The organism is Scytonema hofmannii PCC 7110 (genome assembly GCF_000346485.2).
GTDB lineage: Bacteria > Cyanobacteriota > Cyanobacteriia > Cyanobacteriales > Nostocaceae > Scytonema > Scytonema hofmannii.
Genome location: NZ_KQ976354.1, coordinates 1,637,864 through 1,653,423, shown reverse-complemented (window position 1 = coordinate 1,653,423; position 15,560 = coordinate 1,637,864). Strand labels below are relative to the sequence as shown.

The 15,560-nt window shown below is 42.2% G+C and carries 9 protein-coding genes; 5 read left to right on the top strand and 4 right to left on the bottom strand.

The window, feature by feature from the left end:
- Nucleotides 1–165: 165 nt before the first annotated feature.
- The 4 genes from WA1_RS07035 (at nt 166) to WA1_RS07020 (ending at nt 6,073) form a co-directional block, all read left to right on the top strand.
- Nucleotides 166–2,043, top strand: coding sequence for a ShlB/FhaC/HecB family hemolysin secretion/activation protein (locus WA1_RS07035; RefSeq protein WP_017747851.1), 1,878 nt, complete (start codon nt 166–168; stop codon nt 2,041–2,043).
- A 222-nt stretch (nt 2,044–2,265) separates the two neighbouring features.
- Nucleotides 2,266–5,064 carry a CHAT domain-containing protein gene (locus tag WA1_RS07030; RefSeq protein WP_017747849.1) on the top strand — a complete coding sequence of 933 codons (2,799 nt, stop codon included), beginning with the start codon at nt 2,266–2,268 and terminating at the stop codon, nt 5,062–5,064.
- Between the two features lie 296 nt (nt 5,065–5,360).
- A complete protein-coding gene (locus WA1_RS07025; RefSeq protein WP_017747848.1) occupies nt 5,361–5,633 on the top strand; it encodes a hypothetical protein in 273 nt (90 codons plus the stop codon).
- Complete coding sequence (locus WA1_RS07020) at nt 5,630–6,073, top strand: type II toxin-antitoxin system VapC family toxin (RefSeq protein WP_017747847.1); 444 nt, start codon at nt 5,630–5,632, stop codon at nt 6,071–6,073. The genes WA1_RS07025 and WA1_RS07020 overlap by 4 nt, the downstream gene beginning before the upstream one ends.
- Before the next feature lie 182 nt (nt 6,074–6,255).
- On the opposite strand, the gene WA1_RS07015 is transcribed toward WA1_RS07020, so the two are convergent.
- Nucleotides 6,256–8,739, bottom strand: a complete 2,484-nt coding sequence (locus WA1_RS07015) for a S8 family peptidase (RefSeq protein ID WP_017747846.1) — start codon at nt 8,737–8,739, stop codon at nt 6,256–6,258.
- A 1,208-nt stretch (nt 8,740–9,947) separates the two neighbouring features.
- Between WA1_RS07015 and WA1_RS07010 the strand changes: the two genes are divergently transcribed.
- The gene (locus tag WA1_RS07010; protein ID WP_169886885.1) at nt 9,948–12,437 is read left to right on the top strand and encodes a two-partner secretion domain-containing protein; all 2,490 of its coding nucleotides are present in this window, start codon (nt 9,948–9,950) and stop codon (nt 12,435–12,437) included.
- On the opposite strand, the gene WA1_RS56715 is transcribed toward WA1_RS07010, so the two are convergent.
- The 3 genes from WA1_RS56715 to WA1_RS07000 are packed head-to-tail and all read right to left on the bottom strand — an operon-like array spanning nt 12,384 to nt 15,247.
- Nucleotides 12,384–12,521: a hypothetical protein gene (locus tag WA1_RS56715; protein WP_158516605.1), complete on the bottom strand. Its 138-nt coding sequence runs from the start codon at nt 12,519–12,521 to the stop codon at nt 12,384–12,386. The genes WA1_RS07010 and WA1_RS56715 overlap by 54 nt on opposite strands.
- Complete coding sequence (locus tag WA1_RS07005; protein WP_017747844.1) at nt 12,518–12,769, bottom strand: hypothetical protein; 252 nt, start codon at nt 12,767–12,769, stop codon at nt 12,518–12,520. Before WA1_RS07005 ends, WA1_RS56715 begins: the two co-directional genes overlap by 4 nt.
- Before the next feature lie 33 nt (nt 12,770–12,802).
- A complete protein-coding gene (locus WA1_RS07000) occupies nt 12,803–15,247 on the bottom strand; it encodes a two-partner secretion domain-containing protein (RefSeq protein ID WP_272819092.1) in 2,445 nt (814 codons plus the stop codon).
- Nucleotides 15,248–15,560: the final 313 nt, after the last annotated feature.

The window sequence follows — 15,560 nt, the reverse complement described above, 5'->3', positions numbered from 1 at the left end:
TGCTACATACCGCCAATAAATAAGTACAACAGATTACAGTTATAGTGAGTGAAAAAACAATCCGTGGTAAATATTTCATTAGATATGGATTGCAAGAGACAGAATACGGCTGATTGTAGCGGGTTCTATCCACAAATAAACTTTTACACAGGAGTGCAAAAGATTATGGTTATGGGCAGACAGCCCAGTTTATTGAAACTCAATTTAGCTATTTCCTTGCTACTTAAGGTGTCGATAGCATCATATGCGTGCGAAGCCTTGGCTGAAAGCTCACATAATGAAGGTTTAAGTAAAAAAAGTTTACCTCCTTCTGAATCTCAGATACTGAATTCTACGGCAAAAGATAGAGTATCGCCTATTATTTTATCTCAAGTTCAAAATCCTACCGAAAATCCTCAACCCAGGGTTCCAGATTCCATACTTCCTGCGCCACTTCCTCCCAAACCAGAGCAGCCAGTTCCCATCCCACAGCCAGTTCCAGAAACGCCACTGGATATAACTCCACCAACACCAAGCCCGATTGAGGAGACTCCTGGAAGTCCCAGAGGGATCAGCGTGGAAAGATTTGAGTTTGAAGGGAATACAGTATTTAGTGATGAGCAGTTAAGAAAGATTACAGAAAAATTCCTGAATAAAAACCTTACCTTTTCTCAACTCCTGCAAGTAGAAACTGAAATTACAAAGCTTTATACTGATGCGGGGTATGTCAATTCTGGTGCTGTCATTGCTACCGGACAAGAACTAGAACCAAAAGGAGCGATCATCAAAGTTCAGATTGTTGAAGGTGGAGTAGAAGCAATCCAGATTACAGGGACACGTCGCTTAAACTCTAGTTATATCCGCAGGCGCATTAAACTTGGTGTTTCCAGACCTTTAAATCGGAATCGTCTGCTAAAAGCACTGCAATTGTTACAACTGAACCCTTTAGTTGATAATCTTTCGGCTGAACTGTCTGCAGGTTCGCGTCCGGAAGAGAGCGTTTTAAAAGTTAATGTTGTAGAAGCAGATTCTTTTAGAACAGAATTATTTGTTGATAATGGTCGTACCCCTAGTGTAGGAAGTTTCCGAAGGGGAATCAGCATCAGTGAAGGTAATGTTTCTGGTTTTGGAGATGCCTTTTTTGCGGCATACTCTAATACGGATGGTAGCAACACCCTCGACCTCAGCTACACAGCACCAGTGAATGCTCGCAATGGTTCTATCATTGTGCAAGGCGGATTTACAGACGCCAAGGTGATTGAACCGCCTTTTGATGATATAGATCTCAAAGGAGATTCTTTTTACGTAAATGTGGGTTTCCGCCAGCCCATCATTCAAACACCAACCCGCGAATTAGCTCTAGGTTTTACCTTGTCACGAGAGCAAAGTAGGACGGAACTTTTAGGAGAAGGTTACAGCTTCCTATCGCCAGGAGCCGATGATAACGGAGAAACCCGTGTATCAGCACTGCGGTTTTATCAGGAGTATACGCAGAGGAGTTCCCAACAGGTGCTTGCTCTTCGTTCTCAATTTAATCTTGGAGTCGGGTGGTTTGACTCTAGTGTGAGAACTCAAGCCCCCGATAGTCGTTTCTTCTCTTGGCGGGGACAAGGACAGTACGTGCGATCGCTAGCACAAGATACACTCTTTGTCTTTCGTACTGATGTTCAGCTAGCAACAAGAGCTTTAGTCCCTTTAGAGCAACTTGGTTTGGGAGGATTGCAAAGCGTTCGGGGTTACAGACAAGATGAGCTTTTGGTTGATAACGGTGTTTTAGCTTCAGCAGAAGTCAGATTCCCAATTTTGCGAGTGCGTAATCTAGACGGCTTGCTACAGGTTGCGCCTTTTGTCGATTTTGGTGTTGGTTGGAATAGTTCTGGTCGAGAAAATCGAAACCCGAATACTTTGGTTGGCGTGGGCGTGGGTTTGCGATGGCAAATGGGAGATCGATTAAATGCTCGCTTTGATTACGGTATTCCACTCACTGATGTTGAATCGAGAGATGGAGATAGGACTTTGCAAGAGAGGGGTTTTTATTTTTCAGTCAATTTCAGCCCTTTTTAGGGATTTCTTACTCCTGTCCTGTCAGAAGATTACCTATTTGAATGAACCGCAAAGACGCAAAGAGCGCAAAGAAAGAGGAGAAAGAGAAGAAAGAGGAGAAGAAAATCAGTCATCTTGTAGCCAGAAGGGAGTAAATCAAGTCTAGATATGACTTTCTTAATCCAAAATCTAAAACCTAAAATCCAAAATGGTATCAGTTGACAGGAGGAACAAAAAGTGAATATGCATCCTGGGGTTGGCAAAAAATTACAAGGTTTTTTAAGAAGAGTTTATAAAAAGCGTTCTCTTTTTCTTGCAGCCCTACTCTTTCTGCTCTCATCAATCGCGCCTGTAGTTGCTGCTAAAATTCCCGAACCAACCGCCATTGTTCAATCTCAACAAGATGGAAAACAGTTAGCTAACCAAGCAAGTTCGCTCTACCGCAATGAAAAATTTGCAGAAGCTGCAGCTTTATGGGAACAAACAGCCGCTTTTTTTGCTGGCAAAGGAGATGGATTAAACCAAGCAATGGCGTTGAGTAATCTTTCTTTGACTTATCAAAAATTGGGACAGTGGGATAAGGCAACAAAAGCAGTTGAAGAAAGTTTGGCGCTATTAAAAAAACAGCCACAAGGAAAGGAAACCTTAAAAATTCAAGCTCAAACTTTAGATGTTCAGGGATTTTTACAAAAAGAGAGAGGTAAATCAGCAGAGGCTGTGAAAACTTGGCAAGAAGCAACTCGCATATACGGTGAAATCAACGAGCCGTTAAAGTTAGCTCAGAGCAAAGTTAACCAAGCTCAAGCCATGCAAGATAGCGGTCTTTATCGTCGTGCTTGCGATACTTTATTAGAAGTTTTAAGGAAAGAAATTGGTGCTCAAACTTGTGAAAATTTCAGCAATCTCAGTTCGGATGATGTCGCTAAAAATCTTCAAAAAATCACTCCTCAACAGTCTTCTCTACCAACGGTTATAGCATTAAGAAGTCTTGGGGAAGTGATGCGAGCCGAGGGACAGCTAAGGAAATCAGAAATCATGTTGACATCTGCCCAAAACTTAGCTCAACAATTAAAATCTTCTCAGGAATTAGCTGCTATTTATTTGAGTTTGGGTAACACAGCAAGAGATATCTATCAAACAGAAGTGATTGTAGGTGAGAAAGTAAAGTATGAAGAACAAACATTAAAATATTATCAACAAGCAGCCGAGCTTTCCTCAGCATCATCTACAAAACAACAAGCACAACTGAATTTACTGAGCTTCTTAATAGAACTGAATGAGCCTAGCCGCTTGCAACAAGCACAAGAGATTGGGCGATCGCTCTCTCTCCAACTCAGCACGCTTCCCCCCAGTCATACCGGAGTCTATCAGCAAATTAATCTGGCTCAAAACCTGACTCAGTTAGCTCAAAAAGATAGCTCCATGCTGAAGAGTAACGCTCAACAAACCAGGTTAGATGAAATTGACCAAATCTTAGTTAGAGCGATCGCACAAGCTGACAGTTTGGGAGATACAAGAGCCAAAGCATATGCTTTAGGGAATCGGGGCGGATTGTATGAATTGCCAGGAGCAACGCAAAATTTATCTCAAGCTGAAGAATTGACAAAACAGGCTTTGAGTTTAGGATCGACTTTTGAGTCTCCCGATATTTCCTATCCATTTTTCCAACAGTTGGGACGGATACGAAAAGCACAAGGAGATATTCCAGATGCGATTAGCGCTTATACCAAAGCTTATGACGCGCTTCAGTCGCTACGCAACGACTTAGTAGCAATCAACCCAGAGTTTCAGTTTTCCTTCCGAGATAGTGTTGAACCAGTTTATCGAGAGTTAGTTGAGTTAGATTTGAGAGATGCAGCTGCTCTCAAACAAGCAGGGAAAAATGAGCAAACAAAGGAACGGCTCATTCAAGCTCGAAATGTGATAGAATCTCTGCAAGTTGCCGAACTCAACAACTTTTTTAGAGAAGCTTGTGTCACATCAATTCCCAGGCAAATTGATGAAGTAGACCCCGCAACAGCAGTTCTTTATACAATTGTTTTCAACAACCAATTAGATGTTATTCTCAGTCTACCCAATCAAAAAACTCTCAGTCTTTATACAACACCGATTAAGCAAGAAGAGTTTCAGGAAACGGTAGAACAGATACAACGTTCTTTGAAAAGCCCTGACAGTGAAGTGAGTAAGTTTACCAACGAATATTACAAGAAGTTGTATAGTTGGCTGATTCAACCATTAGAAACAGAGTTAACAAATAGTAAAATTAAAACTCTGGTTTTTGTGCTAGATGAAAATTTGCGAAATATTCCCATGACAGTGCTTTATGATGGCAACCAGTATTTATTACAAAAGTATGCTATTGCTGTCACCCCTTCTTTACAGCTTGTCAATCCCAAACCAATTGCACAAATCAATTTAAGAGCAATCACTGCAGGGCTTAGCCAAGTCAGCGATGAATTTAAATCAGATTTTGAGCCTTTAACGAACGTAGAGCTAGAGTTGAAAACGATTCAGAAAGTTGGAATATCAGATCGGCTACTTCTTAACGAGCAATTTACAAGCAGACAAATCCAACAACAAGTTGCTGCTGTTCGCATCCCTCCTATCGTCCACTTAGCGACTCACGGTCAATTTAGCTCAAAAGCAGATGAAACCTTTATTCTTGCTTGGGACAGGCGCATTAATGTCAAACAGTTGGGTAACATGCTGCGGAGCAACACTGTATATCAAGATGGAGCCATTGAACTCTTGGTTCTGAGTGCTTGCGAGACAGCAGTTGGGGACAATCGAGCCGCTTTAGGGTTAGCAGGAGTTGCAGTTCGGGCTGGTGCTCGCAGTACATTAGCAACACTCTGGCGAGTTGAAGATAAAAGTACTGCTAATCTCATGGCGGAATTTTACGGTCAGCTAGAGCAAGCGAAGAAGAACAATATAGGTAAAGCAGAAGCTTTGCGTTTCGCACAACTATCTCTCCTCAAAGATAAGGAGTATAACCATCCCCATTATTGGGCACCATTTGTTTTGGTTGGCAATTGGCAGTGAATTACCCTCATCCCCAACCCTTCTCCCAAAGGGAGAAGGGAGCGAGAGCGCCGATACAGTGGGGAGTAAATTAGAACCCCGGTTTCTTAAAGAAACCGGGGTTCTGACACCTCTCGGTTAAGCATAAAAATCCGAAAATACGTAGGTTGGGTTGAGGAACGAAACCCAACATTTACAGGCATTTGTTGAGTTTCTCCACAGTGATCCCAACCCACAAAAATTCTTATACGATTAGTATTGAGTCGGAAGCAGGCAAAGATGAAAAAATTCAGTATTTTCAATAGGAAGGTTGTACTATGGCGATCGTAATTACGTTGAAACCAGAGATTGAAGCTCAGTTAATTGCTCAAGCCGCAGTACAAGGCATATCAGTAGAAGAATTTTTGCAAATGGCTATCGAAGGTCTGTTGATTCCCTCACAACCATCAGTCGCGATCGCTCGTTCGCCTCAGGAACGCGCTCTTGCATTTGTTAATTGGGCAAAAAGCCATTCGATACAAGCACCGCCTCTCTCAGATGAAGCAATCAGTCGTGAGAGTATTTATACCAGAGAAGATGAAATGTTATGAGTTATCTAGTAGATACAAATGTATTACTAAGGAGTGTTCAAGAAACTCATCCGATGCATAAAACTGCCGTTCATGCTGTAAAGAGGTTGCTTGAGCAAGGTGAGGAACTTTGTGTTATTCCACAAAACTTGATCGAGTTTTGGGTTGTTGCTACACGTCCCACCACGGTTAATGGATTGGGGCTATCTATCACAAGTGTTTTACACGAATTAGCTCAACTCAAGAGTCTTTTTACATTAAAGCCAGATGAGTCGGCAATTTTTTTAGCATGGGAAAATTTGGTAGTCAACTATCAAGTCCTGGGAAAACCTGCACATGATACCCGATTGGTTGCTGCTATGATTGTCCACAATCTAACTCATCTACTGACTTTCAATACAAACGATTTCAGCCGTTTTTCTGAAATCACAACTGTCGATCCAAAAACTTTTCTTAACTAATTGTAGTCATTATCTAGGTTACTGAATAACAGTATGAATTACCCTCATCCCCAACCCTTCTCCCAAAGGGAGAAGGGAGCTAGAATTCTTGTCCCCTCTCCCTTTGGGAGAGGGCTAGGGTGAGGGCAAATCTTAAGGATTTAACCTAAGATTCATACCTTGATTCAGCAACGCCGAAATCCCTAAGCATAAACCGCCAATTCGTGACAATGATGAGGGTGAGGCTTATGAGTGTCAGCAGTGACAAAGATATTGTCAAAGGCAAACCCACCATCAGGGCTGGCAAAATGACCAAACTGCTGGAACTTAATTTGCACGTTTTCACCCAAAGTCAATCCTCTGTTATAAGCGAATTCACTTAGATTGACAGAGTTATTGTTGTATACGTTTGTTGAATTGACACCAGTTAAGTCAACTAAGCGATACCAATCTTTACCATCCACACTCAGAGCGACACCATCCGCATTAAATGAGCCAGTGAAAGCATCTGGCATAGGATCGTCTGCATCGTTAAATTCTTTTTGGTCAAAGGTGAGTATGACATTTGATGCACCATCAGCATTAATGTTCAAAATCAACTCGTTAAGAGAACCTTGAGGATTGAGCTTTTCACTAGCAGCAGGGCTTAAGAAAGTATCTAATACAACTTGTCCCGAACCTAATGGATCTTTGCTGTCAGTGACTCGAATTCTTCCTGCACCGTTAGTGTCAATTGCGTAACGACGTGGGAGATCCCCGTTGTCAAAGTTATCAACGAAATTGGGAGAAGCAGCGACAACTGGACCAAAAACAGCATCGTAAGCGTTAATTAAACCAAATCCAGTGACATTGTCTCTACCAGAAACGTAAATATCCTCTGCTGTTGACTCCAGTCTCTCGTAGATTTGCTCTGGTGTGAAATCGGGATTGGCTTGTTTTACGAGAGCAGCGATCGCAGCCGCATGAGGAGCCGCAGCCGAAGTTCCAAAAAAGTTAGGGAAACCATTGCCATCAATGTCTTCACCAAAAAACGTAGTGTCAACACCCTGAATCGCAGCTAGTTCAGGCTTCAGCCTGAGTTCAGGTTTTTCTAGGCGCTCTCCCTTAGGTTCAAATAAGATAGTTGTTGGACCTACCGAAGTAAAGAAGTCTTCTGGATCTTTGCCCGGATAGTATGCTGGGTTGTCTTGGTCAAAATAGTTAACCGCTCCTATTGCACTCGCATTGGTTGCAGCCGCATGGGGAACAATTGTGGAACTACCAGTGCCAAATTCATTGAAGGTGATTTTGTCTTCTCCAGACTCATAGTTGATGTATTTTATGCGTCCTGGTTCTGTCCCCTCACTTAGCCGAATTACGACCTCAGCGTGCAACTCGGAGTGATTATGGTTGGTGAAGGAAAAAGTTTCGCTAGGTAATTGATTTTCAATGTTATTATCATCAGACCTAGCGAGTACCTTTCCTGTTCCTGGCTCTAGTAGAAAAATATCTAGATCCGTATCAACACTGTTAACTGTATAGAAGGGGTCATCCCACTGCAGTGTTAGAACAATTTTTTGATTGGGCGCAAGGGTAATGAGTTGACGGGTATCTACACCATGACCTGGGTCAAAATCATGATATGTCCCTGCAAGAATACCCGCAGAATCTGAATGACCTGCAAATTTCGTGGATTCGTATCCTTGTCTGTTAAAGTTACCAGCTGCAGAAAAGTAGGAAACGCCGTATTGAGTTACGACTTCATCAATCGCTTGAGCGATAATACCATCCTGAAAAATTGGTTCATCAAAGTAGATGAAGTCATCTACCAAAATATCTGCATGGTCTTTTTTAAAAGCGAGATCGCGAATTTGCTGGGCAAAATTTACTTCACCTAAGAATACTGAAGAAAAGCTAAGGTCAGCACCAGGAGCCAAGTCATAAACGAGTTGCAACATGGCTCGCCCTTCGTCAGTGTATCGCTCTTTAGCAAGACCACCTTCTTGGAATACTGTCACATTCGCAGGTAAATCGCCAGAGTCTATATCCGCTTGTGCTGTACCTAAGACATTGTAACTGTCGCTTAAAACACCAACTTTTACCCCCGATCCATCAAAACCTTGAGGTAGAGCATTGCGTACTCGACTTGCTTGTTGAATGATATCAGCTTGACTGGTTACTTTTCCGGTTACACCATTACCTGTTCCAGCAACTGCGCCACCATCATCAAACGAAGCTTGCGAAGTTTCTACTGTTGAGAAGAAAACGAAGCTTTGTTCTTTTTGTTCTTCTCCGTTCTGTTGCTCGGGAATTGAGTTATTCTGTGAAAAACGCTGTTCTGCTAGGTTTTTGAGGTCAAGAATTGAGTCAATTGGCAAAAAGCCTTCAAGTAAGTTATGTTCTGGTGCTACACCTGTATCATCAAAACCAAACTCTTTCAAAGTTTGTAGTAGAGCGGTAACGTTACTGTTTGTAATCTTGATGAAAACTCTTGTGGAGCTTTCATCAAGCAAGAGTAAATCATTACTACTCTGGAAAGGAGCATTAGCTTTATAGTCAGGTGTATCACCTTGATAGTAAGGTGTATCACCTTTATATTTTTGAAACTCTTCATACAGGTCTAGCAAGTCTCGAGAAATAGGAGATGTATTCCGTTCTAACGGAATCGAATCGTAAATTGCTTCGCTTGAACTCTCGTTAAGTACCATCAAATTCTCCTTTCAGAGTTATTTTTTTCAGAAATACCTTGAAGATTTTGCACGAAAATTGCATCCAAACCAAGGCTCCAACTATACCCATTGAAACCAAAGCGACAGCTATGCCTCAAAGTCGCTTGAACTTCTATTTCAGGTGAGAATAAAGCTAATTTTCATTATTGGAAATCTCACTGTCTGTGAAGCCGAAAACTTAAAGTCATGATGTACATGATTATCAAAGCTGTTTCAAAAGTAAAGAATGGTTTTAGCCAAAGAATTTGAACAACTAAAATTCTGTAACAACAATCTTTGCATTGTATACTAATATACGTTTTTTGAGAAACTAGGGATATCTTGGATTGTAGAAACTATTTATTAGTGTGTTGTCGGATGAAAGCTGTATATCATGTGTTTCCTCTTATGAAATGTAGAAGACCCATAATCTGTTTGTCAATTCTTCACTTTATATTCTGCGATATGAATTTACAACATCGTATAACTACTGATAGAAATTTACACAATCTTCATATTAATGCTTTCAAATCCAGAGAAACTAACTAAAAACGGCTATTTATAGCTTTAAGTATTTATCCTGACTTTAAATATAAATTTCAACAAAACTTTAAATATTAAAATAGACTGATGTTGTATCCTGATTTAATAAAACTGCAAATTAATTACTGAAAAGTTAGATCCCTGACTTCTTTGAGAAGTCGGGGATCTGGAGACCATGAATTTTCACAAATCAGATAGAATTGTTATATAAAAAAATTATAAAGAAATATTAAAGTTGTATTTCATCTGACTTTTTAAATTTCCAAGAGTTTTGGATAATTTCTAAAAAATAAAAAATCAATTTGTTTTTTATTTCTCTAGAATTATTATTTCTTAACAAAAACCTCATATTAAAATCCCCAATTATAAAAAAAATCTCTCATTTTTGCAACAATACTTAGCGAATAGAAGTCGTTGGCTACACAAACAAAGCTTGTCAAGGCAGGCTAAGTAGGCAATCAACTCAGACGGAGAGCATGGTAAAATACAAAATACCTATTAAATAATTAAATTAATCACAAAGGCATTATTTCCTCAAATTTAAAGTAGACAAATCTCTAGCCACTTTAAACCTTAAGATATTGGGAATTATAATGATGTCACAGGGTAAGCACGCACTCTTTTTATTCACTGTACCTCTATGCGTCATAGGAAGCCTTGCATTGATGACTCCTGCAAGAGGACAGCAAATCATTCCAGATAACACACTAGGCGCTGAAATTTCGGTTGTAACACCCAATGTTGTGATTAATGGAACTCCCAGCGATCGCATTTCTGGTGGTGCAACTCGCGGTGAAACTCTGTTCCACAGTTTTCAACAATTCAATATAGATGCAGGAAAAGGAGCTTACTTTGCACCAGCAAATAACATTGCGAACATTCTTACTCGCGTGACAGGGACTAGTTCCTCGAACATTCTTGGAGTTTTGGGTGTGTTAGGTAACGCTAACCTATTTTTCATTAACCCCAATGGCATCATCTTCGGAGAAAATGCCCGATTAGCCTTGAATGGTTCATTTTTAGCCAGCACAGCCAGCAGTTTCAAGTTTCCTGATGGCAATGAGTTTAGCGCCACAAATCCCCAAGCACCACCACTGTTAGCCGTGAGTATTCCCAATGGCTTGCAATTTCGGAACAATCCTACCAGCATCCGTGTTGACTCTGGAGTCTTCAATAATGCCCAAAACCCTGGTCTGAACGTCAGTCCCGGCAAATCTTTGGCATTGGTAGGAGGTGAAGTCCTTCTCAATGGTGGTGTGTTACGAGCGCCTAATGGTCGAGTCGAGTTGGGAGGACTCGCAACCGCAGGTGAAGTCAAACTAGAGGCGAATGGCAACAATCTACGATTGACTTTTCCAGAAGGAGTAGAGCGCAGCAATGTCTCGCTGAGTAATGTATCATCTGTCAATGTCAACAATCGCGGCGAAGGCTCGATAGGCATCAACGCCAAAAATTTAGCAGTTTCGGGGAGTTTGATTGAATCGGGAATACAAACGGGAATTGTCAATAACACTCGGACAGGGAATGTTGAGATTGATGCCAAAGAGTCAGTGAATGTCAGTAGCGGCAGTGTGATTAGAAATAATAACGGCGGAACTGGAAACACGGGCGATGTGATCATCAAAACTGATAAACTCTCTGTCTCAGGCTCTCAAATCCTTGCTACCATTCTGGCAACGGGAAACGGAAGTGCAGGAAAGGTGGAGATTCTTGCCAAAGAAGTTTCGTTGACAGGGACGCAACAATTAACAGGCATTTTTAACAATATTGCAGGTAACAACAATAGTAGAGGAAGGGGTAGCGTTGGTGGCATCACAATTGATACCAACTCCTTAGCGATCGCCAATGGCGCACAAATCAGTTCTGTCACTGCAGGAATAGGCAACGCAGGCAACGTCACCATAATTGCCAGAGAGCGCTTTACCTTAGATAACAGTGCAACTCCGTTCAATAGAAGTGGGGTGTTCAGTAACGTAGAACGCACTGGCAATGGCAATGCGGGGAATATCTCAGTCACAACAAACAACCTTGACATCAAAAACGGTGCTCAAATAGCTAGTGGGATCTTTAGTAATCAGAATGCAGGCAATAGTGGTGGCACCATTACAATTAATGCTACAGACAACATTTCCATTGATGGGGAGGGATCCACTCAATTAGAAGGTGTGCTCAAGAGTGCTGTTGTGAGCGCTGTACAAAACAATGCACAAGGCTCAGGAGGTGACGTTAATATCACTGCGCGATCGCTTTCCCTTACTAACGGTGGTAGCCTCTCTGTTACCAATAGAGGCCAAGGTTCAGCAGGCAATATCACAGTTACAACCTCTGAAGACATTAAATTAGACAAAGAAGCATCTATCCGTGCCTTGACTGCAGGTGAAGGTGGAGAGGGTAACATTACCCTAAATTCCCGCAACTTAATTTTAAATCGTAATAGTTACATTACTACTGACGCCAGAAGTTCAGCTACGGGAGGCAGTATTACTATTAACACTGGCAATCTAGTAGGCTTGAGGAATAGTGATATTACAGCCAATGCTCGCCAAGGCAGTGCTGGTAAAATAGACATTACCACTAGAGGCAGTGTTTTTGGAATAGCTAGACTTAGCCAACAGCAGATTGACCAACTTCGGCAAGATGCGGAAAAAGCTCCACTAGACATAAATAGTCCACCTGTGACAAATAAGCTACCTACGAGTGACATTGCTGCTTTTTCCCAAGCTCCGACTTTAGATGGTGCAATACAAATCAATAACCCAGAGGTCGATCCCAGTGAAGAATTAGCAGAATTTCCAGAGACTGTGGTCGATCCTACACAGCAGATTGCCCAAAATCCGTGTCAGCAAAGTGTTGCTAGTAGATTTGTTGTGACTGGACGAGGAGGTTTGCCACCAAGCCCCAATCAAGTTCTGGGAAGTGAGAATGTTCGCGTTGATTTGCTTGAGCCTGTCGCTAGTACGGGGAATTCCAATAGCGCAACTAAGATTCAGTCTTCACCTAGTCCTAGTTCTACTGCTAAACAAATCATACCTGCTCAAGGATGGGTCTTTAATGAAAGGGGTAAAATCGTTCTTGTCGCTCACAATCCCGATCAAATTGTCTCACAGCGATCGCCAAAAGCACTTAGCAGTTGTAGTGTCGAAACTGCTCAGTGAAATTTGGGCATAGCGATCGGCTTGCTCTTGCAGATAGCGATTCATCTCACGGGCTTGCCGAAATTCTGGTGTAATGCGACTCACAATGAGTCTGGGTCTAATTCCTCAGTTTGACCAGCATAATACCTTGCCATTGCTATACCTGCTAACTTTGCCAATGCATCTGAAGAACGAGAAAAAGCTTCATCGCATCGATTTTCATCTTCTAGTTCCTCTAAATCCTCCAAAATCTTTTTAGCCATAGCGTCTTGCTGGCTAAGTGGTAACTTTTTTAGTTCAGTAAGGGCTTGCTCAAGTAAAGTGTTCAGTACAGTAATCAAGAAACTGGGCATAATTATCCTCTGGCGCTTAGTGATGAAAGAGCGTTAAAATGCAGGGCAAGCTGCAGGTGTTTGCCAGGAGCGTTGGAAGCCAGTGCTGGTGGGGTCATATGCTGTGAGAACTATCTTACCCTTTTCGTTAAAAACCCATCCTTTGGCAGGTACTATCTGTTTGATTGTTGAACTGGGAGATTGCTGATTCTGAGTTGTACTATTAGAATTCCTTGTGTTGGCAACAGGCTCTACCAAATCAACGCGAACATTGTCACTTCCAAGAATTTGATTGGGACTAGGTGGTAATCCGCCTCGTCCAGTGACAATAAATTCACTTCCTACACCCCGTTGACATGGGTTTTGGGCAATCATCTGTGTGGGGTCTATGACATTCTCTGGCAATTTAATTAACCCCCGCTTGGGGTCAACTTCTGGGGTGGTGAGAGTGACAGTGCCACTCAAAGACGGATTTTGTCGCGAAATGGCAGTAATGTCATTAGTAGGTATCTCTCTTGGGCCAAAATCATTTGGACGCAAATCATTTGGACGCAACCTCTCTAAGTCTTGACTGCTGCGTGACACAAACCCATAAATACCATTTGAATTGATAACAACCTGACCGCCCTGACCCGTAAAAGCATTAGCGGTAATATCGCTGTTTTCATTGGGTCTGGCAATCACAAAGCCTCGGTAACCGGGGCGATTATTGATAAAGATGTTGCCACCGTTACCACCGCCAGTCGCCTCTGTGCCTGCGTCAGCAGAGATTAGACTGCTGTTACGCATCAGCAAGAGATCTTGCACTGCCAAGTTAATATTCCCCCCATTTCCTGAGTTTGATACAGCTTCTATAATTCCTTTGTCCAGACGTATGGAACCAGCTGTGACTTTAAGGTCACCAGCATCACCTGAATTTTCACCTAAACTGCTCGCGGTTATTTTAGCCTCATCCCGAACAATTAACTGTGGAGTTTCCAGGTCGATAATGCCACCATTACCTTTGGCTTCTGGTACGACTGAACCAGGGTTGACTGAACTAGATAAGGCGCTCGATTTGCCAATGAATTCAGCTGACTCAGAAGCTTTCACTACTATGTTGGCTGCTGTCCCCTGGCTAAAAGTAAAAGTCACTAGCTGTGCCCCATCTTGAACTCTGAGCCGTCGTGTTTCTACAGTTAAATTGGCACCTGCGCCCGTGGCTCCTACCTGAACAACCGTACCTAATGCGGTGGGTATAATCTCATCTGCTGAGGTGCCTTGTAGTTCCACGGTTTCAAAGGCTTTAAGCAGCACGTTACCGGCGTTCCCTACACCATAGGTATCAGCTCCGATCTGTGCCCCTCCTTGGGCGATGAACCGCTTTGTTTCCAGAATTAAATCGCCACCAGTACCCTGAGTTTCTGGGAAGACAGCGGTATATAAAGTGCTGGGAACCGAACCATTCGCCGACACTCCGGTTACTTCCAGTAACTCAGAGGCATTCACACTCACAGTTCCTCCTGACTTTGACCCAGTAAAAGCAAAAATGGCTGAACCATCGGTAAGTTTTATGTTTCTGCCCTGTACTTGGATCTCCCCACTACCCTCCTCACTACTGACATCTATTGATGCCTTCTGAGACAGCAGGATGTCTTGGAAGGAAGACATACCGGAGTATCCCAACCTCCAGCCTTTGTCTGCGCTCGTTAGACTGACTAGGCTAGAACCAGCGACACTCCCCACTTCAATCCTTCCTCCGTCTGTTATTAGATTCCCTCTTTCCAGTGTCACGCCACCTCCCACAAGGGCGAGAGTTTTACCGGACTGCACCTTAAGACCATCAGGAGTTTGATTTCTTTGAAACTCGAAAGTATTTACATTGAAGGTGAGAGCGTTACCCGTCGTTCCTTGGACGCGAATTGCTCCCGGATTTTCCCGAAACTGCAAGCCATTAGGAATATTTATTGCCAATAGTGATGGTGCAGTTGGATTGGTAACACTAAACTCACTCCCATCCGGAAACTTGAAACTGCTGGCTGTGCTTGCCAAAAATGATCCTCTCAGATCCAACTGTGCATTTTGTCCAAACACAATGCCATTGGGATTGATGAAGAATAGGTTAGCGTTACCCGACACCACACCTAACGTGCCCAGAATGTTCGAGGGATTAGTTCCTGTAACTCGAGTTAAAATGTTCTGAATGTTAGTTGCTGGCTTGAAATAGACATTTCCATTTTCACCGACATTGAATTCCTGAAAACTGTGGAACAGGTTTGTATCGCGAACTGCACCACCATCAATGCGATCGCCGCGAACTGTACTACCATCAATCCTAGGAATCTCAACATTGCGAATCACGACGGAACTTTCATTCCCGATACTGTTATCTGGGGTGATTTGGTTATCTGGAACAACTTGCGCTTTGGCGGTGTTTATAGAAGCAATCCACCCCAAGCTGACTAGAGGTATGGTTATGAGAAACTGCGATCGCATAGTTTGTCTCGCAATCAATTTCAAATTTTGAATTTAAAATTTTTTATTTGTTTTCTAGTTTTTCTTAAAAGGTTCTTTTTGAGAAGTTATTTCTCAAAAATGTAAAGTAACTACATTCATCAACATAATTAGCAAACTTGTCGTCTGCTACTTAGTAATAGCCGATCTCCTTAGAGGATGTTTGAAAAGTTCTGGTCTCATATAATGAGCTACTAAACATAATGAAGCCCGCAAGGCAAGGACTAACGGAAAATCAAGATATTAAAACCCACGTAGGTGGGTTTTGCTTGTATAGCTGCGATTTCCAATCGCTAAGGCTGTATTAATTGAGACTTTT